20 protein-coding genes are annotated in these 21,683 nt (G+C 72.1%); 5 read left to right on the top strand and 15 right to left on the bottom strand.

Features of this window, described 5'->3' with window-relative positions; all coding sequences use genetic code 11:
• Positions 1–159: 159 nt before the first annotated feature.
• The 7 genes from M446_RS28715 to M446_RS28680 form a co-directional block, all read right to left on the bottom strand.
• Positions 160–1,209: a hypothetical protein gene (locus M446_RS28715; protein ID WP_012335602.1), complete on the bottom strand. Its 1,050-nt coding sequence runs from the start codon at positions 1,207–1,209 to the stop codon at positions 160–162.
• Positions 1,210–1,285: 76 nt separating this feature from the next.
• Complete coding sequence (hflX, locus tag M446_RS28710; protein ID WP_012335601.1) at positions 1,286–2,710, bottom strand: GTPase HflX; 1,425 nt, start codon at positions 2,708–2,710, stop codon at positions 1,286–1,288.
• Positions 2,711–2,851: 141 nt separating this feature from the next.
• Positions 2,852–3,106, bottom strand: coding sequence for an RNA chaperone Hfq (gene hfq, locus M446_RS28705; RefSeq protein WP_012335600.1), 255 nt, complete (start codon positions 3,104–3,106; stop codon positions 2,852–2,854).
• A gap of 249 nt (positions 3,107–3,355) precedes the next feature.
• Positions 3,356–4,726: a sigma-54-dependent transcriptional regulator gene (locus M446_RS28700; RefSeq protein ID WP_012335599.1), complete on the bottom strand. Its 1,371-nt coding sequence runs from the start codon at positions 4,724–4,726 to the stop codon at positions 3,356–3,358.
• Positions 4,727–4,938: 212 nt separating this feature from the next.
• The gene (locus tag M446_RS28695) at positions 4,939–7,278 is read right to left on the bottom strand and encodes a sensor histidine kinase NtrY-like (protein WP_012335598.1); all 2,340 of its coding nucleotides are present in this window, start codon (positions 7,276–7,278) and stop codon (positions 4,939–4,941) included.
• Positions 7,279–7,357: 79 nt separating this feature from the next.
• On the bottom strand, positions 7,358–8,281 hold the full coding sequence (gene sigJ / locus M446_RS28690; RefSeq protein WP_012335597.1) for an RNA polymerase sigma factor SigJ: 924 nt from the start codon (positions 8,279–8,281) through the stop codon (positions 7,358–7,360).
• A 178-nt stretch (positions 8,282–8,459) separates the two neighbouring features.
• Complete coding sequence (locus tag M446_RS28680) at positions 8,460–9,224, bottom strand: SDR family oxidoreductase (protein ID WP_012335595.1); 765 nt, start codon at positions 9,222–9,224, stop codon at positions 8,460–8,462.
• Positions 9,225–9,479: 255 nt separating this feature from the next.
• Here M446_RS28680 and M446_RS34370 point away from each other — a divergent pair, with 255 nt between their 5' ends.
• Together M446_RS34370 and M446_RS34365 are read left to right on the top strand one after the other, a co-directional pair.
• The gene (locus tag M446_RS34370; protein ID WP_050777523.1) at positions 9,480–9,779 is read left to right on the top strand and encodes an adenylate/guanylate cyclase domain-containing protein; all 300 of its coding nucleotides are present in this window, start codon (positions 9,480–9,482) and stop codon (positions 9,777–9,779) included.
• Positions 9,764–10,270, top strand: coding sequence for an adenylate/guanylate cyclase domain-containing protein (locus M446_RS34365; protein ID WP_050777522.1), 507 nt, complete (start codon positions 9,764–9,766; stop codon positions 10,268–10,270). Before M446_RS34370 ends, M446_RS34365 begins: the two co-directional genes overlap by 16 nt.
• A 148-nt stretch (positions 10,271–10,418) precedes the next feature.
• Here M446_RS34365 and M446_RS28670 read toward each other — a convergent pair whose 3' ends face one another.
• The 3 genes from M446_RS28670 to M446_RS28660 form a co-directional block, all read right to left on the bottom strand.
• Positions 10,419–11,066 carry an SCO family protein gene (locus M446_RS28670; RefSeq protein ID WP_012335594.1) on the bottom strand — a complete coding sequence of 216 codons (648 nt, stop codon included), beginning with the start codon at positions 11,064–11,066 and terminating at the stop codon, positions 10,419–10,421.
• On the bottom strand, positions 11,059–12,177 hold the full coding sequence (locus M446_RS28665; protein WP_012335593.1) for an MBL fold metallo-hydrolase: 1,119 nt from the start codon (positions 12,175–12,177) through the stop codon (positions 11,059–11,061). Before M446_RS28665 ends, M446_RS28670 begins: the two co-directional genes overlap by 8 nt.
• Before the next feature lie 1,035 nt (positions 12,178–13,212).
• Entirely contained in the window at positions 13,213–13,650 is a 438-nt protein-coding gene (locus tag M446_RS28660; protein ID WP_012335591.1) for a MucR family transcriptional regulator, read from the bottom strand.
• Between the two features lie 476 nt (positions 13,651–14,126).
• Here M446_RS28660 and M446_RS28655 point away from each other — a divergent pair, with 476 nt between their 5' ends.
• Positions 14,127–14,369 (top strand): hypothetical protein, encoded by a 243-nt coding sequence (locus M446_RS28655; protein ID WP_012335590.1) that lies wholly within the window; start codon positions 14,127–14,129, stop codon positions 14,367–14,369.
• Positions 14,370–14,571: 202 nt separating this feature from the next.
• On the opposite strand, the gene ntrC is transcribed toward M446_RS28655, so the two are convergent.
• From ntrC to dusB, 3 genes are read right to left on the bottom strand one after another with little or no spacing between them, the layout of a single operon-like run.
• Complete coding sequence (ntrC, locus tag M446_RS28650; protein WP_012335589.1) at positions 14,572–16,032, bottom strand: nitrogen regulation protein NR(I); 1,461 nt, start codon at positions 16,030–16,032, stop codon at positions 14,572–14,574.
• Positions 16,033–16,050: 18 nt separating this feature from the next.
• On the bottom strand, positions 16,051–17,154 hold the full coding sequence (locus M446_RS28645; protein WP_012335588.1) for a two-component system sensor histidine kinase NtrB: 1,104 nt from the start codon (positions 17,152–17,154) through the stop codon (positions 16,051–16,053).
• A complete protein-coding gene (gene dusB, locus M446_RS28640; protein ID WP_012335587.1) occupies positions 17,151–18,227 on the bottom strand; it encodes a tRNA dihydrouridine synthase DusB in 1,077 nt (358 codons plus the stop codon). Before dusB ends, M446_RS28645 begins: the two co-directional genes overlap by 4 nt.
• A 140-nt stretch (positions 18,228–18,367) precedes the next feature.
• Between dusB and M446_RS28635 the strand changes: the two genes are divergently transcribed.
• Both M446_RS28635 and M446_RS28630 read left to right on the top strand, forming a co-directional pair.
• Entirely contained in the window at positions 18,368–19,600 is a 1,233-nt protein-coding gene (locus tag M446_RS28635) for a bifunctional 2-C-methyl-D-erythritol 4-phosphate cytidylyltransferase/2-C-methyl-D-erythritol 2,4-cyclodiphosphate synthase (RefSeq protein WP_012335586.1), read from the top strand.
• 11 nt (positions 19,601–19,611) lie between these two features.
• The gene (locus tag M446_RS28630) at positions 19,612–20,112 is read left to right on the top strand and encodes a CinA family protein (protein WP_012335585.1); all 501 of its coding nucleotides are present in this window, start codon (positions 19,612–19,614) and stop codon (positions 20,110–20,112) included.
• Positions 20,113–20,192: 80 nt separating this feature from the next.
• On the opposite strand, the gene M446_RS28625 is transcribed toward M446_RS28630, so the two are convergent.
• Together M446_RS28625 and lipA are read right to left on the bottom strand one after the other, a co-directional pair.
• Positions 20,193–20,648, bottom strand: coding sequence for a type II toxin-antitoxin system RatA family toxin (locus M446_RS28625; protein WP_012335584.1), 456 nt, complete (start codon positions 20,646–20,648; stop codon positions 20,193–20,195).
• A 1-nt stretch (position 20,649) separates the two neighbouring features.
• On the bottom strand, positions 20,650–21,612 hold the full coding sequence (lipA, locus tag M446_RS28620) for a lipoyl synthase (protein WP_012335583.1): 963 nt from the start codon (positions 21,610–21,612) through the stop codon (positions 20,650–20,652).
• Between the last annotated feature and the right edge of the window lie 71 nt (positions 21,613–21,683).

Below are 21,683 nucleotides of genomic sequence, written 5' to 3'. Positions count from 1 at the left end.
TCTCAACCCGGCGGTCCCGTCCCGCGGCCGCCGAGGCGGCGCGCGGCGCGCCGCCACGCCCCCGGGTTGGCGGCGCCGCCGCCACCGGGTCAAGCTCCCGCCGGGCCGCTGCCCCGCCGCCGGGCGAGGCCCGGCCGCGGGGCGCGGCGCCGGCCGGGCTCAGGCTTGCTTCCAGTACTTCTCGACCAGGGAGCGGATGCGCTCGCTGAGGTCGAGGTCCATCTCGACCAGGGGGGCGGCGTTCCTGACCGCCCGCAGCATCTCGGCGGCGTCGCGCACCTCCTGGCGCGGCCCGGGCCGGGGCACCGGCTCCTCGTAGGGGAGGTCGAGGGCCTGCATCACCGAGGCCGAGAATTCCCCGGCATAGTCGTGGTGCCCGACCACCTCGAAGCGCGACAGGTTCTGGATCGCCGTCGACCAGTGGCCCGGATTCAGCGCCTCGCGCTCGTCCCGGGCGCCGAGATAGCGGGTCATCGGGTTCGACAGGGTGTTGGTGGTCTTGGCATCGAGATTCCGGAAACTCTTCTTGAGGAGCGGCAGATCGCTGAAATCGAGCGAGGAGGCGAAGTAGCACGCATCAACGATCTCCTCGATCTGCCAGTGGCGTGCGCTGCTGACCGCCAGCTCCGAGACCCTGCGCAGCCAGAAGATGCGGCGGGCCAGCTCCAGGTAGGGGTCGTGCGCCAGGAAGATCTTGAGGAACTTGTGCTCGATCAGAAAGGATTCGCAGACCGGATAGAAGATCGGGCCGTAGCAGAACAGCGAGTTGAGGAATTGATTGCCGATGATGCAGTTGAGGACGGGCTGGCTCACGCCCTTGAGCATCAGGTGGGAGATCTGGAATTTCGAGAACAGGGTGTCCCGGAGGGGACTGGCCTGGCCGATGGTGTGGTCGAGGAAGAGCACCCGGCGCTGCGTGTCGCCGAGTTCGCGGCTGCGGCGGTAGAGCAGGATGTTGGTGTCGTAGTCGCGGACCTCCAGCAGGGCGGCCTCGCTCAGGCCCGGGAAGGCCCCGTCGTGGAGGTTGAACGCGCACAGGCCGGTCGAGTGCCAGCCCCAGGATTTGAGGTTGTGATCGACCTCGTTCGCCGAGCTGACCGTGGTGACGCCGTCGACCGTCACCTTGATGCGCGGGACGACGCGCTGGTCGTCCGGGGCGATCCAGATCGAGAGATGCGCCGGGTGGTGGATGTGGAGTCCGAACAGCATGGAGATGTCCCTGCGCCGTCGGGGGCCGCCGCGCAAGGGCGGACCGAAGCGGCCCGCCCCGGCGCGGGGATCCCGGTCAGGGCCGGGCCGCCTCCCCGGCGGCGCGCAGGCGCCGGGCCGTGCCGAACCGATTGAGGAGGCGGGGCTCCTTCTCGGGGGCGACGCGCACCACGAGGTGGAGCCGCCCGCCCGCATCCTCCCGCCGGTCGAGCACCTCGGCATTCTCGTAGAGCCAGTGCAGCCCGGCCCCCTCGGCCGGGTCGAGCACGAGGGCGAAGCTCGCCCGGCTCTCGGCGATGCGCCCCTCGATCCGGGCCAGGAGCGCGTCGGTTCCCTCCCCGGTGAGGGCCGAGATCAGGACCGGCCGGGTGCCGGTCTGCCGGCTGAGGTTGAGCAGGCGCTCGCGCTCCTCCGGGCCGAGCAGGTCGGCCTTGTTCCAGACCTCGATGATCCGGTCCGCCTGCGGGGCGATGCCGAGTTCGGCGAGCACCGCCTGCACGTCCTCCCCCTGGGCCTGCGTGTCCTCGTGCGCCATGTCGCGGACGTGGAGCAGGATGTCGGCCTCGATCACGTCCTCCAGCGTCGCCCGGAACGCCGCGATCAGCATGGTCGGCAGGTCGGAGATGAAGCCGACCGTGTCGGACAGGATCGCGGTCTCGCCGTGCGGCAGCTTGATCGCCCGGGCGGTGGGATCGAGGGTCGCGAACAGCATGTCCTCGGCCCGCACCTCGGCCTCGGTGAGGCGGTTGAACAGGGTCGACTTGCCGGCATTGGTGTAGCCGACCAGCGCCACGATCGGGTAGGGCACGCGGCGGCGGCTCTGCCGGTGCAGGCCGCGGGTGCGGGTGACGGTCCCGAGTTCGCGCTCGATGCGGGTCATGCGCTCCTGGATCAGGCGCCGGTCGGCCTCGATCTGGGTCTCGCCGGGGCCGCCGAGGAAGCCGAAGCCGCCGCGCTGGCGCTCGAGGTGGGTCCAGGAGCGGACGAGGCGGCTGCGCTGATAGGCGAGATGGGCGTGCTCGACCTGGAGCGCGCCCTCGCGGGTGGAGGCGCGGCGCCCGAAGATCTCCAGGATCATCCCGGTCCGGTCGATGACCTTGACGCCCCACGCCTTCTCCAGGTTGCGCTGCTGCACCGGCGAGAGGGCGCAATCCATCACCACGAGGCGCACGGATTCGGCGGCGATCCGCCCGGCGATCTCCTCGACGCGGCCCTTGCCCAGGTAGGTCGAGGGCCGGATCGCCTGGACCGGGAGCATCAGCCGGTCGACCACCGCGAGGTCGATGGCGGCGGCGAGCCCCACCGCCTCGTCGAGCCTCGCCTCGGGGGGGCGGGTGGGCGCCCGCGCCGCGTCGCCCCTCCGCGTGAGGTAGGGGCCGAGCACGAGGGTCCGGGTGGCGGCCGCGATGGTGCCCTCCGGCTCCGCCATCCGCTGCAGCCGGGCCTCGCCCGGCCGCGCCTCGTCCGACAGCCGGGTGTCACCCGGGATCCGAGGTTCCATGAAGTGCCGATCTCACCAGAATCCCGCCGCAGGCCGGCGGGCCGATCCGCTGCCCGGCGATCGGTGTCAGATTGGAGGTGGGCCGGCCGCAATCAAGCGCCGGGGGGCGGATTCGCCGCCCCGGCGCGAGGAGGACCGGGCTCAGCCCTTCTCGGCGCCCTCCTCGCCCTGCTCGAAGAGCTGCACCGGATGACCGGGCATGATCGTCGAGATCGCGTGCTTATAGACCAGCTGCGAATGTCCATCCCGCCGCAGCAGCACGCAGAAATTGTCGAACCAAGTCACCACGCCCTGCAGCTTGACGCCGTTGACCAGGAAGATCGTGAGAGGGATCTTGTTCTTGCGGACGTGATTGAGGAAAGTGTCCTGCAGATTCTGAGCGCGCTCGCCCGCCATTCTTCTTATCCTTGTGAACCCGCTGCCGGCCCCGGATGACGGGTCGCTCCGTTGATTCTTGCGGGCCGCGAGACGCGGCCCCGGACCCGAGACCCATTACACGGTGAAGCTCGGCCCGGCGCAAGAGGCATCCGGCCGCGACGCGAGACACCGGCCAGACGACCCGGTCGGGGCGCCCGCGGCGGCCGCGTGGCTCATAGCAAGATCGCGGCCGGTCCGCATTGTCAAATGCGGACCGGCCGCGCCGGATCACGCGCCGATGCCGAGCGACTTGAGCTTCCGGTGCAGGGCGGAGCGCTCCATGCCGATGAACTCGGCGGTGCGGGAGATGTTGCCGGAGAAGCGGGCGATCTGGGCGACCAGGTACTCCCGCTCGAAGATCTCGCGGGCCTCGCGCAGGGCGAGGCTCATCAGCTTCTCGCCCCCCGCCCCGCTCGGGGTGGTGGGGACGAGGGCGCCGACCTCGCTCGGCAGCATCTCGGTGGTGACCTCGGTCTCGGGATCGCCCTGGGTGAGGATCATCAGCCGCTCGACGTTGTTGCGCAGCTGGCGGACGTTGCCGGGCCAGTCGTGGGATTGCAGCACCGCCATGGCGTCGGGGGCGATCCGGCGCTGGGGCAGGCCGGTCGCCATCGAGATCTGCTCCATGAAGAAGCCGATCAGCTCCGGCACGTCCTCGCGGCGCTCGGCCAGCGGCGGCACCCGGATCGGCACCACGCTGAGGCGGTGGAAGAGGTCCTCCCGGAAGCGGCCGCCCGCGATCTCCTCGGCGAGGTCGCGCGAGGAGGAGGAGATGATGCGCACGTCGACATGGACCCGGGTGGTGCCGCCGACGCGCTGGAAGTTCTGGTCGACGAGGACCCGCAGGATGCGGTTCTGGGTCTCGCGGGGCATGTCCGCGACCTCGTCGATGTAGAGGGTGCCGCCGTGGGCCTCCTCCAGGGCGCCGACGCGGCGGGGCCGCCCGTCCGCGGCCTCGACCCCGAACAGCTCCGCCTCCATGGTCTCGGGCGTGATCGTGGCGGCGTTGATCACCACGAAGGGGCCGCTCGCCCGGCCCGAGGCCGCGTGGAGGGTGCGGGCCGAGAGCTCCTTGCCGGAGCCCGGCGCGCCCGAGATCATCACGCGGGCATTGGTGGGGGCGACCCGCTCGATGGTCTGGCGCAGCTGGTTCACCGCCACCGAGCCGCCGACGATGCGGCTCGCCTGGCCGGAGCGGGCCTTGAGGTCGCGCACCTCGCGCTTGAGGCGCGAGGCTTCGAGCGCCCGCTCGGCCACCAGGATCAGCCGGTCGGCCTTGAACGGCTTCTCGATGAAGTCGTAGGCGCCCGCCTTGATGGCCGAGACCGCGGTCTCGATGTTGCCGTGGCCCGAGATCATCACCACGGGCAGGTCCGGGGCCTGGGCCTTGATCACGTCGAGGAGCTGGAGCCCGTCGAGGCGCGAGCCCTGCAGCCATATGTCGAGGAAGACGAGGTGGGGCCGGCGCTGCTCGATGGCGGCGAGCGCCTCGTCGGAGGACCCGGCCGTGCGGGTGCGGTGGCCCTCGTCGTCGAGGATGCCCGCCACGAGGTCGCGGATGTCGGCCTCGTCGTCGACGATCAGGATGTCGGCGCTCATCGGTCACGGCCTCCCGGCGCTGCGGATGCCCGGCCCTGCGGCCGCACCCTGATGGTTCTCGCGATGGCTTGTCCGGCCCTGCCGGCGCGCCGCGCCGGGCCGCGGGGCGCTCGCCCGCGGCGCGCTGCGGCGCCCGGCCGCCGAACGGAGATCGGCTCCCGAGCGGAGCGGCTCCCGAGCGGAGATCGGCCCCCGAGCGGAGATCGGCCGGCTCACGGTGCGGCCCCCTGCGCGCTCGGCGCCGGGGCGTCCTGCCCCGCCGCGCCCTGCCCCGCCGCGCCTTGGGCGGCCGCGCCTTGGGCCGCCGCGCTCTGGGCCGGGGCGGCCGCGCCCTCGGGCGAGGCGGGGCGCGGCACCTCGCGCAGGAGGCGCATGCGCACCTGCCCGCCCCGCCCCGCCGGATTGTCGTTGAGATCGATGCCGCCGCCGTGCTCTTCCAAGACCTTGCTCACGATCGCCAGCCCGAGGCCGGTCCCCCCCTCGCGGGTCGTCATATAGGGCTCGAGCAGCCTCTGGCGCCCTTCGGCCGGAAAACCCTTGCCGTTGTCGGTGATCTCGATCACGGCGCCGTCCCCCTCCTCCAGGAGGCGCACGGCGATCCGCCCGCGGCCGCGCTCCGCCTCCGGCACCGCCTGGACCGCCTCGACGGCGTTCTTGAGGATGTTGGTGACCGCCTGGGAGAGGAGGCGCGTGTCGAAGGCGGCGCTGATCCGGGTGCCCTCCCCCTCCATCGCGAAATCGATGTCGGGATGCGCCACCCGCATCATGAACAGGTTCTGCTTCACGATCTCGGTCAGGTCGTTGCGGGAGATCGCCGGCTTGGGCATCCGGGCGAACGACGAGAACTCGTCGACCATCCGCTTGATGTCGTCGACTTGGCGCACGATCGTGGCGGTGCACTGCTCGAACACGTCCTTGTCGGTGGTGATGACCTTGCCGTACTTGCGGCGGATGCGCTCGGCCGAGAGCTGGATGGGGGTGAGCGGGTTCTTGATCTCGTGGGCGATGCGCCGGGCGACGTCGGCCCAGGCGGAGGTGCGCTGGGCGGCGACGAGGTCCGTGATGTCGTCGAGGGTGACGACGTGGCCGCGGTCGATGCCCTGCGCCTGCTCGCTGGTGACCCGCACGTCGATGGTGCGCTCGCGGCCCTTGCGGGTGATCTGGATCTGCTGCTGGAGCGGGCGCAGGCGCCCCTCGCCGGAGGCGCCGAGGAGGCCCGCCAGTTCCGGCACCGCGACCCGCAGGGGCGTGCCGACGAGTTCCTGCGGGGTGAGGCCGAGCATCCGCTCGGCCGAGGGATTGGCGATGGTGATGACGCCCTCCGCGTCGATCCCGAGCACGCCGGCCGGCACGCCGGCGAGGACCGCCTCGGTGAAGCGGCGGCGGCGGTCGATCTGGTCGCGCGCCTCGATCAGCCCGTCGTGCTGGCGGCGCAGCTCCTGGGTCATCTTGTTGAAGCTCTCGCCCAGGTGCTGGAGGTCCCCCTCGGTCTTGCGGTGCGGGACCTGGGCGTAGAAGTTGCCGGAGGCGACTTGGTCGGCGGCGTTGATGAGGCGGCGGATCGGGGCGACGAACCGGTTGGCGAAGTTGAGCCCGAACCAGACCGCCGAGAGCAGGGCGATCAGGGCGATCAGGGCGAACATGCTGGCGAAGGCGATCTGCACGCTGCGCCGCCCGGCATCGATGGTGAGGAACTCGGTCGCCGCCGCCCGCGAGACGCCCGGGAACTCGACGGCGAGGCGCGTCACCTCGCGCTCGATCAGCAGGTAGGCGTCGCCGTAGGCCGGCAGCTTCATCAGGGCCCCGAAGACGCGGCCCTCGCGGGGCAGCAGGCAGGTCGGGTCGTTGGACTTGGCGGCCTCCTCGAAATCGGCCGCGGAGGGCAGCGGCGGGTTCTTGAGCACGTCGATGTTGGCGCGCGCCACGGTCTCGTCGGCGGAGCGCATGATGCGGGCGATCGGCAGCCCGAGGGAGCTCGCGCGCGCGGTGAGGAAGTTCTCGAACCACGCCCGCTCGACCTCGAAGGCGGGGCGCGCCCGGGTGAGATCGTCCGAGAGGATGCGGGCCTCGCGGGCGAGGCTCTGGCACTGGTTGGTCAGGTAGGCGTCGGCGACGTCGACGGACATCAGCACGACGTTGCGCATCCGGTCGGAGAACCAGGGCGAGAGGCCGCGCTCCAGGGTGATCGAGGCCACGACCGCGAGCAGGATGGTGGGCAGGGTGGCGATGAGGCTGAACAGGCCGACGATGCGGGTGTGCAGCCGCGCCACCCGGGCATTGGCCTGCCGCGCCCGCAGGAAGACCCGGGCCTCCCAGGCGATCACCACCACGAGGCCGATCACCAGGGCGACGTTGCCGAGCAGCAGCGCGACGACGACGTCGTGGGTCGGGGCGATGCCGGTGGCCCCGACCAGGATCAGGAAGGTGGCGAGGGCGAGCGCCAGCGCCACCCCGACGACCAGGGCCCCGAACAGCCCCGGCCCCCGCGGGGCCGTCTCCGGCGGGGCACCGGGGGAGGCCCCGGGCGCGTGAACGCGGCGCGACAGCAACATGGCTGATGCAAGGCCACTACAGTGTGGCGAAATTAATACGGGAGCGCGGCGATTTCGGCCAGCCACCGCGTCCCGCGGATCACCGGCCGAGCGCAGCGGCGACCTGGCGGAGCTTGTCGGGATTGCGGACCGCGTAGATGGCGGCGACGCGCCCGTCGCGGACGGAGAGGGCCGTCGTCTGGAGCAGGCCGCCGCGCGTGGCGCTGACGTACCCGGGCAATCCGTCGATGATCGCAACCTTGAGGAGAACGGGTTGGAAATAGGCCTTGCCCGAGAGGCCGGCGAAGAGCCGGATCACCCGGTCCGCGCCGCGGATCACGTTGGGATAGGCGAGGACGCGGCCGCCGCCGTCCGAGCGAAGTTCGACATCGGCGGCCAGCAGCGAGGCGAGCGCCGCCGTGTCGCCGTCGCGCGAGGCGGCGAAGAAGGCGCGCGCGATGCGCTCGGCTTCCGCGGCGTCGACGCGGTAGCGCTGACGGCCGGACTGGACATGCCTGCGGGCCCGCACCGCGAGCTGACGCACGGCGGCCGGCGCGCGGTCGAGCGTCGCGGCCACTTCGGGCAGCGCGACGCCGAACACGTCGTGGAGGAGGAAGGCCGCCCGCTCGAGCGGCGACAGCCGCTCGAGCGCCAGCATGAGCGTCAGCGTGACGTCCTCGCCGACCGTCTCGTCCGGATCGGCCGCGCCCATCAGCGGCTCGGGAAGCCAGGCACCGACATAGGTCTCGCGCCGGGCCCGCGCCGATTTCAGCTGATCGAGGCACAGCCGCGTCACGATGCGCGTGAGGTAGGCGGCCGGCGTCGCGACGCCGTCCCGCACGCCCGACCAGCGCAGCCACGCCTCCTGCACCACGTCCTCGGCCTCGCTCAGCGCACCGAGCATGCGGTAGCCGAGGCGCAGCAGGCGCGGGCGCTGCGCCTCGAATTCCGCGAGCTGCGCGTCCTCCGGCAGCAGGGCTCTCCCGGTGGGTCCGGAGAGCGGATCGGAGCTCCGGGGCGTCATCGCGAGGTCCCCCGCGCGCGGGCTCGCGAGGGCATGCCGGGACGAACCTCGTCGGGCGCGATCCCGCGGCGCGCCCGCGGGACCGGCGCGGCGCGCGCGAGGCCGTTCGCCGCCAAGACGGGCCCGACCACGGGCGCGACCACGGGCGCGAGCGCGAGGCAGGGGGACGAGGCGCGCATCAGGCACTCCCCTCGCGGCTCGCCGCCGCGGTCAGCCAGTCGTCGAATCGCGTCGGCATGATGCGCGCGTTCGGTCCCGGCGTCAGGGTCGCGTCGGTGATCGGCACGCCGAAATACGGGGCCGCCGGATCGACCACGACGCGGCGGGGATCGTCGCGGTGACGGAGCCAGGTGCCGACGAACGCGGCGAAGGGGGCGCGTTCCGGCCCGGCGATCTCGACGATGCCGTTCGCCGGCTCGGCGAGCGCGACCTCCGCGAGCGCCCGCGCGACGTCGCCCGAAGCGATCGGCTGCATCGCCGCCGGCGAGAGGCGGACCACGCCGTCCCGCGTCCCCTCCTCGGCGATGCCGCCCATGAACTCGAAGAACTGCGTCGCCCGCACGATCGTGAAGGGGATGCCCGCGGCCGTGATCAGCTGCTCCTGGGCCAGCTTGGCCCGGAGGTAGGCGGGGGCCTGCGGGCGGTCGGTTCCGACCACCGACAGGGCGACGTGGTGAGCGATGCCCGCCTCCGCCTCGGCGCGCAGGAGATGGCGTCCCGAAGTCCGGAAGAAGGCCATCACCGCCTCCTCCTCGAAGGAGGGTGAGTTGGCGACGTCGACCACGGTCCGCGCGCCCCGCAGCACCGCGGCGAGCCCCTCGCCGGTGACCGTGTTCACGCCCGAGGCGGGTGACGCGGGCACGGCCTCGTGGCCGAGCGCGCGCAGGGTCGCGACGACCTGACGGCCGATCAGCCCGGTCCCGCCGATGACGACGATTCTCATGGTTTCCTCTCTGTCGCACGGCGCCGGCGCGGCGGCCGGCTCCTGTCCTGACGAGGCAGGGGATCGGATCGTGACATCCGGGCGGAGGCGGCCGGCCCGGCCTGCGGCCCGAGAGCCGGCCGCGCCGCGCGATGTCACGGGGGCGCCGGCCCCGGGGCCCTGGCGCGCTACCTGGATCCCGCCTTCGTCGATGCCGCGGCCTGGGCGACGAGCGTCTTCACCGCCTGCCTGATCACCGGGATCCTCGCGGTCGTCGTGCACCGCGCGCGCCGGCTGGTCGAGGCGCAGGCGCGGGTCGCTCGCGCCCGCGACAACCTCGCCCGCCACGTCTCGGCAAATCTCGTGGAGGAGCTGGCCGCGCTCGACGAGCCGTTCGGTCCCGCGCGGGTCCAGGACGTCGCGATCCTCTTCGCCGACGTGGTCGGGTTCACGGGCCTGTGCGAGCGCCGTTCGCCGCAGACCGTCATGGCGATGCTGCGCGGCTTCCACGAGCGCATGGCCGGCTGCGTGTTCGAGGCGGGGGAACGCTCGACAAGTTCGTGGGCGACAGCGTGATGGCGACCTTCGGCACGCCGAGGCCGGGCCCCCGCGACGCCGCGGATGCGCTGGCCTGCGCGCGCCGGATGCTGGCCTGCCTCGACGCGTGGAACGTCGAGCGCCGCGCGCTCGGCGAGCCGGCCCTGCAGATCGGGATCGGCCTGCATGTCGGGCCGGTCGTGCTCGGCACGATCGGCCACGCGCGCCGGCTCGAATACGCGGTTCTCGGCGACACGGTGAACGTCGCGAGCCGGCTCGAAGCGCAGAGCCGCGGCCTCCGGACCCCGCTGGTGAGCAGTCACGCCCTGGTCGAGCGGGTCCGCGCGGAGGCCGGCGAGCCCGCCCTCGACGGCCTGCGCCGCCACGCGCCCTTGGTCGTGCACGGTCGCGCGCAGGCGACGGAGGTCTGGATCCTGGCCGAGCCGGAGTGGCGACGGCCAGCCCCGCGTCCGGGCGCCCCGGCATCGACGGCGGCCGTGCCGCCAGGGCGGCCCGCGCCGCTCTCGTGACCGCGCAGGGCGAGGGGACCGACGGTCATCCGCGAAGCAGCGGTGCGCAGCCGCAGAGAATGCCGCACGATCGATGGTCCGGGGCAGGAACCCCGTGCGCCGTGCGCGCGCCCTGCCCAAGGCCCGGCGGAGAACCGCCGCCCAGAGCTCAAGGTCGGCGGTCGCGGCGCGACCGATCGGACGAGGGGGTCGTGAGAAGCGGCTCGACGATCGCGGACATCCGTTCGGCCGTCGTGCCGGGAGGAAAAAACCCGAGGTAACCGCCCGACCGATCCATCAGATAGATGAACGCCGAGTGATCGACCGTGTAGTCGCTGCCGCCGAGCTGCACGCGCTCATGATAGACCTTGTAAGCATCCGCAATGTTGCGAACGGCCTCGGCGCTGCCCGTGAGAGCGATCAGCCGGGGATGGAAACTCGGAACGTACGCGGCAAGATGAGCGACCGTGTCCCGCTCGGGGTCGAGCGTGATGAAGAGCGGTTGGATCGAGGCGCCCCGGTCTCCGAGGAGGTCGAGCAAGCGGCCGATCTCCGCGAGGTCGGTGGGGCACACATCGGGGCAGGACGTGAAGCCGAAATAGACGAGGAGCAGTGTGCCCCGGAAGTCGGCGTCGGTGCGCGGGCGTCCGGTCTGGTCAACGAGCGCGAAGGGACCGCCGACCGGCTCGCGGTTCCACATCAGCACGTCCATGAGTTCGGCCGCCGACCGGCGGCCCGGTTCAACGGCCCGGACCGGACCGCCCGCGACGCCGGCGAGTCCTGCCAGCAGGGCGGCGCGCAGGACGGCGCTACGCACCGAAGCGCAGCCGGCTGCCCGTCGTCGGCACGAGCACGTTCTCCGGCATCTGCGCCTGCGCCTCGAGGACGAAGTTCAGGCCGCTGCAATGCATCGGGATGACGACGTCCGGCTTCAGCTTGGCGATCTCGGCGACGACCTGGGTGAGGTAATCCTTCGGAGCCGGGCCGAGGTGGAACCCTCCGACGATGGCGTGGATCTTCTCGACGCCCGAGACCTCCTGCGCCTGCCGGACCGAATTCACGATTCCGACATGCCCGCACGAGCTGATGACGACGAGGCCCCTGTCCCGGAGATTGAAGCAGGTGGCGTGCTCGTGGACGTGCTCGTCCGGGATGATCTTCCCTTCCAGCTCCGCCGGGGAGTAGTGGGCGGCATCGCAGCCCGCGCCGTCCTTGAATCCGCGCTCGACGAAGGTGTTGGGCAGGACGCGCTCGAGCGAGCGGCGCTTGATCTGCCCCGTCGTGAAGGCGTGCCCGGCGATCACCGTGGGCGCCTCGCACAGGACGGTGGTGATGTGCCGGGCCGCCAGTTCGCGCCGATCGAGCAGGCCGAAATCCGTGAACTGGCCGGCGGTCCCGCTCGGCACCAGCCGATGGCAGAAATTGTCCTCCCCGCCGGCGAACAGCTTGACGTCCGGCGACAGCGACGCCCTGTACCGGTCCAGGAAGCCGATCAGGCCCCCGTAATGGTCGTGGTGCCCGTGGCTGACGATCAGGGCATCGGCCTTGCTCGGATCGAGCTTCAGGATCTCGATGTTGTTGAGAAGGGCTTCCGGCGTGTAGCCGAAGTCGAGGAGGATCGTCTTGGTCTCGTCGCGTCGCTGCGACTCGGCGAAGAGGGATAGACCCCACTGGTTGTGCAGAACCTTCCTGTAGTCGCTGCCGCGGCCGCCGCCGGGTGGCTGATGAACGACACCTTGCACGGTGCTGGGCTTGAGGAACTGATCGTGCGCGGAATCGACCAGCACGCGGAGGGTGAGCGCGTCGACCGTGGGAATCTCGATCGGCGCGGCGGTCGCGATCTCGAGGCAGGCGAAGCCCGCCGCGGCACTCGCGCCCAGCGCGGCCGAAGCTTTCAGGAAGTCCCGTCGTGCCAAGCTTCGCATCATGGCGCGTCCCCCGCCACCTGTTCCGACGCAGCTGCCTAGCTGGCTCGTGGAACTCTCGAGGTTGAGGCTCTATAGCACGAATTATTCCATCGGGCCAATTCACCTCAATACATGTAGCGGGCACCCAACCGATCCGTCGCTCCTTCAGGGGAGCCTCGACTCCTGAAGAGCCGCCATGGACCCTTGCAATGCAAGTGACCCTTGCAAGTGACCCTTGCAAGTGAACGAGAGCCACCTGAGCGCCCCGTCCGAGGGCTGCCGAGGGTGGTTCCCCTGCCCTCAGGATCGTCCCCTGGGTCGTGCTGAGCAGGCTCAGGGATCGCGCCCCGATCGCGCTTGCCTTCTCCCCAAACCGGCAGGACCGGGGCCGGGTATTCTGGATCGCGGATCGCCCGACAGCGATCCGATCAAGGCGGGACGCGTCCCGGCGCGGGCCTGGACGCTGGACCCGCTGGTGGGGCGGGAGGTCTCGAAGCTGCCACCCGTCGCGGCCGTCTCAGAGCGCCTCGCCGGTGACCGCGCCGGCATCGTCCGGGTCGTCGGCGCCTTCGCCGAGCGGTGATCCGCCTCGGCGCTGACGGCAGCGGCAGCGACGGGCAAACACCGACGAGCTTGGACCGGGCAGATCGACTGCGGGCCGTCCGCACCGGCACCTGGCACCCGTCGGACCCTCCCTCGCCTCCCCGAACGACGCGGGATGCGAGGCCCGCAACGGGTGCAGGCGGCGCGGGAATGCGAGCACGCCGCGCCGCGGGCGTCGCGGACCGAGGAATCGCCCCTCGCGGGACGACCTCCCCTCTGGGGAGATGAACCGCCGGTCGCGGTCCGCGCCGTCGCGTTCTCACACGGCCTCGGCCGAAAGCCGCCCGCCGGAGGAACGGCCCGGTCGCGCGGACCCTCGGAGCTGCGCGGGGGCCGGGGCGCGCCCGGCGGGCCCCCTCCCCTCGGCCGGCGCACCACCGACGCGACGACGCCCGCGGAAGCGGTCTTCCGCGGGCGTCTGATTCGGTTGCGGGTCCCGGGACGGGCGCGGGATCACGCCGCCTGCGTGGCGCGGGGGCGGCGGGCGACCGGCTTCTGGCCGAGGCCGATGCTCTTGGCGAGTTCCGAGCGCTGGGCGGCATAGTTCGCCGCCACCATGGGATAATCCGGAGGGAGGCCCCACTTCGCCCGGTACTGCTCCGGCGTGAGCCCCCGGCCGGCGAGGTGGCGCTTGAGCGTGCGGTAGCGCCGCCCATCCTCCAGGCTGATGAGATAGTCCGGGGTCACCGTCTTCTTGATCGGAACCGGCGGGACCAGCTTCTCCGGCTGCGGCGCGGCCGGAGCCCCCAGTTGCGCCACCGCCTCGTGCACGCTGCGGATCAGAGCGGCGAGTTCACCCACGGGCACCGAATTGTTCGACACGTAGGCCGACACGATGTCGGACACCAGCTCAATCGACTGCGGAAACTCGGTCTGGTTGTCGGAGTCCATCATCATCCTCTTAAAACGGCATGCCCCCATCCAGTGCGGCAGATGTTACGCGAGATGCCGCCAACTTCAAGGTCTGCGGGGGCAGAAACCGAGAGGATATGCTTGGGCGCGGCGCCCTTTCGTAACGTCAGACAGGCCGGCGCGGGGGCGCGGATCCTTGCCGCTGCTGCATGAGGCCGCGCCCGGCCGGGCCCGCCGCGCGGACCGAAAACCGACGCGCCCTCAGTGGCTTGAGTTAGTCCTTACGGGTTATGCCGAAACCCGGAAGCCTAGCTCACTCGAACGCGTGTGTCCGCGTCGCCGCAGGCCGGCGGAGATTCGAGAAAGGCGAAATGTCGCCGGACTTTGTGGGGGATTCCGGGCTACCCTCAGGGGGTTCGGAACCATGTGGGGCGCGGCGCGCGCACGCATCCGGGTCAACCGGAGGGCGCGTCCATCCTGCCAGAAGAAGGCCGGGATTGGGGGACGTTTCAAAGATGACCAAGCGCAAGGATGGCCAGATCTTCGGTCGCCACAAGAAAACGCGCGGCCGAAAGCCGGTGAAGACTCTGCCGGCGACTTGGCAGGCCCGCCGCCGCGTGCTGACGGCCGGCGAGATTTCCGACGAGTACCATGGCCATCCGGGACCGGGGGCGAACGACAACATGAAGTTGTATTCCCGCAAGCGCCTCTACTGCGTCCCCGTCGCCGCCGACGAGGCCGCACTGCCCTGCGCCTGAGGCATGGCTGAGCCGGGTCCGGCCGGCCGCCGAGCCGAGGCCCTGCCCGCGACGAAATGTCTCGCAGATTCGTGGCTCCGGGCGCAGGTCTTCGTGGCCCTCGCGTGGGTCGCGCGACTGATTCCGAGAGCTCAGGCGGCCGCCGCCGCCGGGCGAGGCCGCGGATCTGCTGTGCCGCGGCCGCCCGGGTCTGCCGGCGACGCTAGCGCGGCGTGCGGAAGACCTGCAGATCGAGGTCCCGCACCTTCTTGCGCAGGGTATTGCGGTTGACGCCGAGCAGCTCGGCAGCCCGAATCTGGTTGCCGCGCGTCGCCGCCAGCGCGGCGCCGATGAGCGGGCCCTCGATCTCGCGCAACACGCGGTGGTAGAGGCCGGGCGGCGGCAGCGTGTCCCGGAAGCCCGAAAAGTACTCGGCGAGGTGGCGCTCCACGGCCGCCGAGAGCCCCTCCGCGTCGGGCGTGCCCTTGCGCGCGCCGCCGCCCGCCGGCGCGGGCGCCGCGAGGGGCAGCGTGTCGAGTTCGGCCTCGATCACCGGGCCGGTGATCGTCTCCTGCGGGTAGAGCGCCGCGAGGCGCCGCACGAGATTCTCGAGTTCGCGCACGTTGCCCGGCCAGCGGTAGCGCTTGAGGCGCTCCATCGCGTCCGCGTCGAGCTGCTTGCGGCTCAGCCCCTCCCGCTCGACCAGGGTGAAGAAGTGGCGCACGAGGTCGGGCACGTCCTCGGTGCGCTCGCGCAGAGCCGGCAGGCGCAGCGGCACCACGTTGAGGCGGAAGAACAGGTCCTCGCGGAAGATGCCCTGCTGGATCGAGACCCGCAGGTCCTTGTTGGTGGCCGCGATGATGCGGACGTTGGTCTTGATCGGCACGCGCCCGCCGACCGTGGTGTACTCGCCCTGCTGCAGGACGCGCAGGAGGCGGGTCTGGGCCTCCATCGGCATGTCGCCGATCTCGTCGAGGAAGAGGGTTCCGCCCTCCGCCTGCTCGAAGCGCCCGGCCGAGCGGGCGGTCGCCCCCGTGAAGGCGCCCTTCTCGTGGCCGAACAGCTCGGATTCGATGAGGTCGCGCGGGATCGCCGCCATGTTGACCGGGACGAAGGGCCCCGCCCGGCGGCGGCCGTAATCGTGCAGGGCCCGGGCGACGAGCTCCTTGCCGGTGCCGGACTCGCCCGTGATCATCACCGTGAGGTCGGTGGGCATCAGCCGGGCGAGCGAGCGGTAGATCTCCTGCATGGCGGGCGAGCGCCCGACCAGCGGGATGTCCTCGTTCTCGGGCGCCGCGCCGGGAAGCGCGTTGCCCCGCGGCCGCGACAGGGCCCGCCCCACGATGGCGGTGAGTTCCTTGAGGTCGAAGGGCTTGGGCAGGTACTCGTAGGCGCCCCGCTCGGAGGCCCGGATCGCCGTCATGAAGGTGTTCTGGGCGCTCATGACGATGATCGGCAGGTCCGGCCGCACCCGCTTGATCCGGGGCAGCAGGTCGAAGGCGTTCTCGTCGGGCATCACCACGTCGGTGATCACGAGATCGCCGTCGCCCTGCGCCACCCAGCGCCAGAGCGTGGCGGCGTTGCCCGTCGAGCGCACCTCGTAGCCGGCCCGGGAGAGCGCCTGGTTGAGGACGGTGCGGATGGCGGCGTCGTCATCCGCCACGATGATGTGTCCGTTCGGCATGGAACCGCTCTTCTGGGGTCACTCGGCATCCGGGGCCGATTCGCGCCCGTCGCGGGCGTGGGACATCGGCAGGAGTACGCGGAAGGTGGTCCGGCGGGGGGCGGGATCGCACTCGACGATGCCGCCGTGGTCCCCGACGATCTTGGCGACGAGGGCGAGGCCGAGCCCCGACCCCTGGGCCTTGGTGGTCACGAAAGGGTCGAAGAGGTCGGGGAGCAGGTCGGCGCTCACGCCCGGCCCGTTGTCGCGCACCGCGACCTCGATCGGCAGGCTCACCCGCTCGCGCGAGCCCGGCACCTGCAGGCGCAACCCCGTGCGGAAGGCGGTCGAGAGGGTGATCTCGCCGTCGACCGCGTCCGCGCCGATCGCCTCGGCGGCATTCTTCACGAGGTTGAGGATCACCTGGACCAGCTGGTCGCGGTTGCCGAGCACCGGCGGCAGCGAGGGGTCGTAATTCTCGACGAAGCGGATGTGGCGGGCGAAGCCGGACTGGGCCGAGCGCTTCACCTGGTCGAGGACGCCGTGGACGTTGACCGGCCCGCGCTCGACCGGGCGCTCGTCCCCGAACAGCTCCATGCGCTCGACGAGGCGCACGATCCGGTCGGCCTCGTCGCAGATCAGCCGCGTCAGCATGCGGTCGTCCTCGCCCGCCGACTGCTCCAGCAGCTGGGCGGCGCCCCGGATGCCGGCGAGCGGGTTCTTGATCTCGTGGGCCAGCATGGCGCCGAGCGCCACCATCGAGCGGGCCGCCTGCCGATGGGTGAGCTGGCGGTTCATCTTGTCCGCGATGGTGCGCTCCTGCAGCATCAGGACCACCATCTCGTCGTCGAGATAGGTCGCGAACACGTCGACGCTGCGCTCGACGCCGGAGCGCGGCGAGCCGAGCTCCACCCGGTACTCGCTGACACTCGCGTGCCGCCGCCGCACCTCGTTCACCAGGGCGATGATCGGCGAGGAGAACGGGATGATGTCGCGCAGGCGCTGGCGCTGCATCAGCCGGCGCGAATAGTCGAAGAAGTGCTCCGCGGCCATGTTGACCTGGAGGATGCGCTCGTCCGGCCCGATGGTGAGCACCGGCAGCGGCAGCGCGTTGATGATCGCGTCGCAGGTGGGCGCGCTCATGCCGCCCACTCCGCGGCCGGTGCCGCCCACTCCGCGGCCGGTGCCGCCTCCCCCGCGACTCCCTCGCCCGCGAAGGCCCGGCGCAGCAGCGCCAGCGCCTCGGCCGGGTCGGTCGTGGTGACGAGGCGCGCCCGCTCGCCTGCGGCGAGGCCGCCCGCGTGGTCCGCGTAGGCCGCCAGGTGCTTGCGGGCGTGCCGCACCCCCATGGCGACGCCGTAGAGGGCGAGCAGGCCCTCGTAATGCTCCCCCGCGAGGTCCGCCTGCGCCGCCCGCGTCAGGGCGGGCGCGGGCGCGCCGCGCAAGCCGGCCGCCACCGCGCCGACGAGCCAGGGCCGGCCGACCGCCGCCCGGCCGATCATCACCGCCGCCGCCCCGGATTCCGCCAGGCAGGCGCGGGCCTCGGCGAGGCTGCCCACATCTCCGTTGGCCACGACCGGGATCGACACCGCCTCGACCACCGCGCGGATCGCCGCCCAATCGGCCCGGCCGGCGTAGAATTGCTGGCGCGTGCGGCCATGCACCGTGACGGCGGACAGGCCGAGGGCCTCGGCCCGGCGCGCGAGGTCCGGCGCGTTGCGGGACGCGTCGTCCCAGCCGAGGCGCATCTTGACCGTGACCGGCACCGCCACCGCCTCCCGCACCGCCGCCAGCAGCCGCGCCGCGTGGTCGAGGTCGCGCATCAGCGCCGAGCCCGCCTCCCCGCCCGTGACCTTCTTGGCCGGGCAGCCCATGTTGACGTCGATCACGTCGGCGCCGTTCGCCTCCGCCAGCCGGGCGCCCTCCGCCATCCAGCGCGGGTCGCAGCCGGCGAGCTGGACCACGTGCGGCCGCACCCCCTCGCCCTCGGCCCGCAGCCGCGCCTCCGCGCTGCCGCGGGCGAGATCCTCCGCCGCCACCATCTCGGAGACGACCGCGCTGGCCCCGCACCGGCGGGCGATCCGGCGCAGATGCAGGTCGGTCACGCCCGACAGGGGGGCGAGCAGGGCGCCGGGCGCGCGCGCCCCCGGTTCGGGTGGCGGCGCTCCCGGATCGGGCCCGGGCCGCTGGCCGCTCAAAGAATGGTCAATCTTCATTCTGCACAACAAATAGCCAAAACTCGGCCGTGCGCAAGCGGAGAAGCTTCGCAGGCCGCCGATTTGATTTTGCGCCGCACCCCTTCTAGGAACGGGCATCCCGTCGGGACGCGCGTCCCCGCCGTGTGAGGATCCGGTCCATGTCCGAGACTGCCGCGGTCGTCGTCGCCGCGGGCCGCGGCATCCGCGTCGGCGGCGGCACTCCCAAGCAATATCGCCGCGTCGGCGGCAAGGCGGTCCTGACCCGGACGCTCGAGGCGCTGGCGCGGCATCCGGGCCTGGCGCGGATCCAGGTCGTGATCGCGCCCGACGCCGCCGCCTTCTACGCGGAGTGCCTCGCCGGTCTGGGCGATCTCGCCGCCAAGCTGCTCCCGCCGGTCCCGGGCGGGGCGACGCGCCAGGATTCGGTGCGGGCGGGACTGGACGCGCTGGAGCGCGCCGGGGCGCCGGACCTCGTGCTCGTCCACGACGCCGCGCGGCCCTTCGTGGACGAGGCGCTGATCGAGCGGGCGATCGCGGCGGCGCGCCTCCACGGCGCCGCGGTCCCGGGCGTGCCGGTCAGCGACACGATCAAGCGCGTGGACGCGGCGGGCGTGGTGCGCGAGACCCCGCCGCGGGATGCCCTGCGGGCCGTGCAGACCCCGCAGGCCTTCGGCTTCGCGCTGCTGCGCGACGCGCATCGCCGCGCCGCCGCCCAGGGCCTCGACGCCTTCACGGATGACGGGGCGCTCGCCGAGTGGGCGGGCCTGCCCGTGACGGTCTTCCCCGGCGACGTCCGCAACCGCAAGATCACGCAGGCGGCCGACCTCGAGGAGGCGGACCGCGCCTTCGCGGGCCCGGGCGGCGCCGCGCCCGCCCCAGGGGATGCTCCAGGAGATGCCATGACCCTCGTCACCCGTCTCGGCACCGGCTTCGACGTGCACGCCTTCACGGAGGGCGACCACGTCTGGCTCGGCGGCGTGCGCATCCCGGCCGCGCGCGGCGTGCTCGCCCATTCGGACGGCGACGTGGTGCTGCACGCGCTCACCGACGCGATCCTGGGGGCGCTGGCGGACGGCGACATCGGCGTGCACTTCCCGCCGAGCGACCCGCGCTGGCGCGGCGCCTCCTCGGATCAGTTCCTGGCCGACGCGGTCGCCCGGGTGGCGGCCCGCGGCGGCGTCATCGACCATCTCGACGTCACGGTGCTGTGCGAGCAGCCCCGCATCGGCCCGCACCGGGAGGCGATCCGCGCCCGCATCGCCGAGGTGGCGGGGATCCCCGTCGGATCGGTCTCGATCAAGGCGACCACGACCGAGGCGCTCGGCTTCGTGGGGCGGGCCGAGGGGCTCGCCGCCCAGGCCGCCGCGACGCTCCGCCTGCCCGCCGCCTGAGGGAGCGCCGCGTGATCACCGACACCGCCCTCATCGCCCGCGCGGGCGTGCTCATCGCCGCCTACCGGGAGCGCAGGCGCCGGATCGTCACCGCCGAATCCTGCACCGGGGGCCTGCTGGCGGGGCTGCTCACCGAAGTGGCAGGCTCCTCCGCGGTGGTGGAGCGGGGCTTCGTCACCTACTCGAACGAGGCCAAGGCCGAGGTGCTGGGCGTCGATTTCGGCCTGATCTCCGAGCACGGCGCGGTGAGCGAGCCGGTGGCCCGGGCGATGGCGGACGGGGCGCTCGCCCATTCCCGCGCCGACGTGGCGCTCGCCATCACGGGCATCGCCGGCCCTTCCGGCGCCACCGCCACGAAGCCGGTCGGCCTCGTGCATTTCGGCCTCGTCACGGCCGGGCGCGCGATGCGCCACCTGGAGCGGCGCTACGGCGATATCGGCCGGGCGGAGGTGCGCCGCAAGGCGGTGGAGGACGCCCTCGGGCTGCTGGAGGCGGCGCTGACCGAGGTGTGATGCGCTGCCCGGACGATCACGTCCGGACAGCGCCTGATACGCCATCCGGTTGATGGCGAAGCCATCAACCGGATGGCGTATCAGGCCCGCGCGTAGATCCGGTCCGCCCGGCTCTCGAACGCGTCCGTGAACTTGCGGAAGGCGCGGTCGAACATCTTGCCCATGAGCAGCCCGAGGGCGAGGCTCTTGAACTCGTAGGTGATGTAGAATTCGACCAGGCAGCCCCCGCCCGGCGCCTCCCGGAAGGTCCAGCGGTTCTCCAGGTGGCGGAACGGGCCGTCGATGTACTCGGCCACGATGCGCAGGTTGGGGCGGTCGAGCTGGACGCGGGTGGTGAAGCGCTCCGAGATCGCCTTGTAGCCGACGCTCATCTCGGCGACGAGGATCTCGCCCCCGGCCTCGCCCGGCTGGCGCCGCAGCACCCGCAGCGCGTCGCAGAGCGGCAGGAATTCGGGGTAGCGCTCGACGTCGGCGACGAGGGCGAACATGTCGTCCGGGCTGTGGCGGACGCTGCGGGTGGTGCGGAAGCTCGGCATGTCAGGCGGTGGCGAGGCGGTCGCGCCGGGCTTGGGAGAGCCTTGCGAAATCCGCCCCGGCATGGTGGGAGGAGCGCGTCAGCGGCGTCGCCGAGACCAGGAGGAAACCCTTGGCGTAGGCCGTGGTTTCATAGGCCCGGAACTCCTCGGGCGGCACGAAGCGCAGCACCGGATGGTGCTTCTTCGTCGGCTGCAGGTACTGGCCGATGGTGAGGAAATCGACGTCGGCCGAGCGCAGGTCGTCCATCAGCTGAAGCACCTCGTTGCGCTCCTCGCCCAGGCCCACCATGATCCCCGACTTGGTGAACATGGTCGGATCGAGCTCCTTCACCTTCTGGAGGAGGCGCATCGAGTGGAAGTAGCGGGCGCCCGGGCGGACCGTGAGGTACTTCGACGGCACCGTCTCAAGGTTGTGGTTGAAGACGTCGGGCTTGGCCGCGACCACCACCTCCAGGGCCCCGTCCTTGCGCAGGAAGTCGGGGGTGAGCACCTCGATGGTGGTGCCCGGGCTCGCCCGCCGGATCGCCCCGATCACCGCCGCGAAATGGCCCGCGCCCCCGTCCCCGAGGTCGTCCCGGTCGACCGAGGTGACGACCACGTGCGAGAGGCCGAGCCTCGCCACCGCGTCGGCGACGCGGGCGGGCTCCTCCCCGTCGAGGGCCTGCGGCAGGCCGGTGCGCACGTTGCAGAAGGCGCAGGCCCGCGTGCAGGTATCCCCCATGATCATGAAGGTGGCGTGCTTCTTCTCCCAGCACTCGCCGATGTTGGGGCAGCCCGCCTCCTCGCAGACCGTGACGAGCCCGTGCTCGCGCACGATCCGGTTGGTCTCGGCCCAGCCGGGCGAGCCCGGCGCCTTGACGCGGATCCAGTCGGGCTTGCGCTGGATCGGCTGGTCGGGCCGGTGCGCCTTCTCCGGGTGGCGCGGGCGGGCATCGTGGGCGAGGAGATCGAGGACGACGGCCATGGGCGATCCGGGCGCGGCGCCCAACCCCTGGGGCGCCGAGGCCCTGACTTAAGGGCTCGCCGCCCGCGGGG

The organism is Methylobacterium sp. 4-46, from assembly GCF_000019365.1.
Taxonomy (GTDB): Bacteria; Pseudomonadota; Alphaproteobacteria; order Rhizobiales; family Beijerinckiaceae; genus Methylobacterium.
The sequence above is the reverse complement of the archived record's forward strand: the minus strand, read 5'-3'. Positions and strand labels throughout refer to the sequence as shown.

Bases quoted from the DNA above. Each gene is read 5' to 3' on its own strand.
- M446_RS28715 (WP_012335602.1), bottom strand. From the start codon at position 1,209: ATGCTGTTCGGACTCCACATCCACCACCCGGCGCATCTCTCGATCTGG.
- hflX (WP_012335601.1), bottom strand. From the start codon at position 2,710: ATGGAACCTCGGATCCCGGGTGACACCCGGCTGTCGGACGAGGCGCGG.
- hfq (WP_012335600.1), bottom strand. From the start codon at position 3,106: ATGGCGGGCGAGCGCGCTCAGAATCTGCAGGACACTTTCCTCAATCAC.
- M446_RS28700 (WP_012335599.1), bottom strand. From the start codon at position 4,726: ATGAGCGCCGACATCCTGATCGTCGACGACGAGGCCGACATCCGCGAC.
- M446_RS28695 (WP_012335598.1), bottom strand. From the start codon at position 7,278: ATGTTGCTGTCGCGCCGCGTTCACGCGCCCGGGGCCTCCCCCGGTGCC.
- sigJ (WP_012335597.1), bottom strand. From the start codon at position 8,281: ATGACGCCCCGGAGCTCCGATCCGCTCTCCGGACCCACCGGGAGAGCC.
- M446_RS28680 (WP_012335595.1), bottom strand. From the start codon at position 9,224: ATGAGAATCGTCGTCATCGGCGGGACCGGGCTGATCGGCCGTCAGGTC.
- M446_RS28665 (WP_012335593.1), bottom strand. From the start codon at position 12,177: ATGATGCGAAGCTTGGCACGACGGGACTTCCTGAAAGCTTCGGCCGCG.
- M446_RS28660 (WP_012335591.1), bottom strand. From the start codon at position 13,650: ATGGACTCCGACAACCAGACCGAGTTTCCGCAGTCGATTGAGCTGGTG.
- M446_RS28655 (WP_012335590.1), top strand. From the start codon at position 14,127: ATGACCAAGCGCAAGGATGGCCAGATCTTCGGTCGCCACAAGAAAACG.
- ntrC (WP_012335589.1), bottom strand. From the start codon at position 16,032: ATGCCGAACGGACACATCATCGTGGCGGATGACGACGCCGCCATCCGC.
- M446_RS28645 (WP_012335588.1), bottom strand. From the start codon at position 17,154: ATGAGCGCGCCCACCTGCGACGCGATCATCAACGCGCTGCCGCTGCCG.
- dusB (WP_012335587.1), bottom strand. From the start codon at position 18,227: ATGAAGATTGACCATTCTTTGAGCGGCCAGCGGCCCGGGCCCGATCCG.
- M446_RS28635 (WP_012335586.1), top strand. From the start codon at position 18,368: ATGTCCGAGACTGCCGCGGTCGTCGTCGCCGCGGGCCGCGGCATCCGC.
- M446_RS28625 (WP_012335584.1), bottom strand. From the start codon at position 20,648: ATGCCGAGCTTCCGCACCACCCGCAGCGTCCGCCACAGCCCGGACGAC.
- lipA (WP_012335583.1), bottom strand. From the start codon at position 21,612: ATGGCCGTCGTCCTCGATCTCCTCGCCCACGATGCCCGCCCGCGCCAC.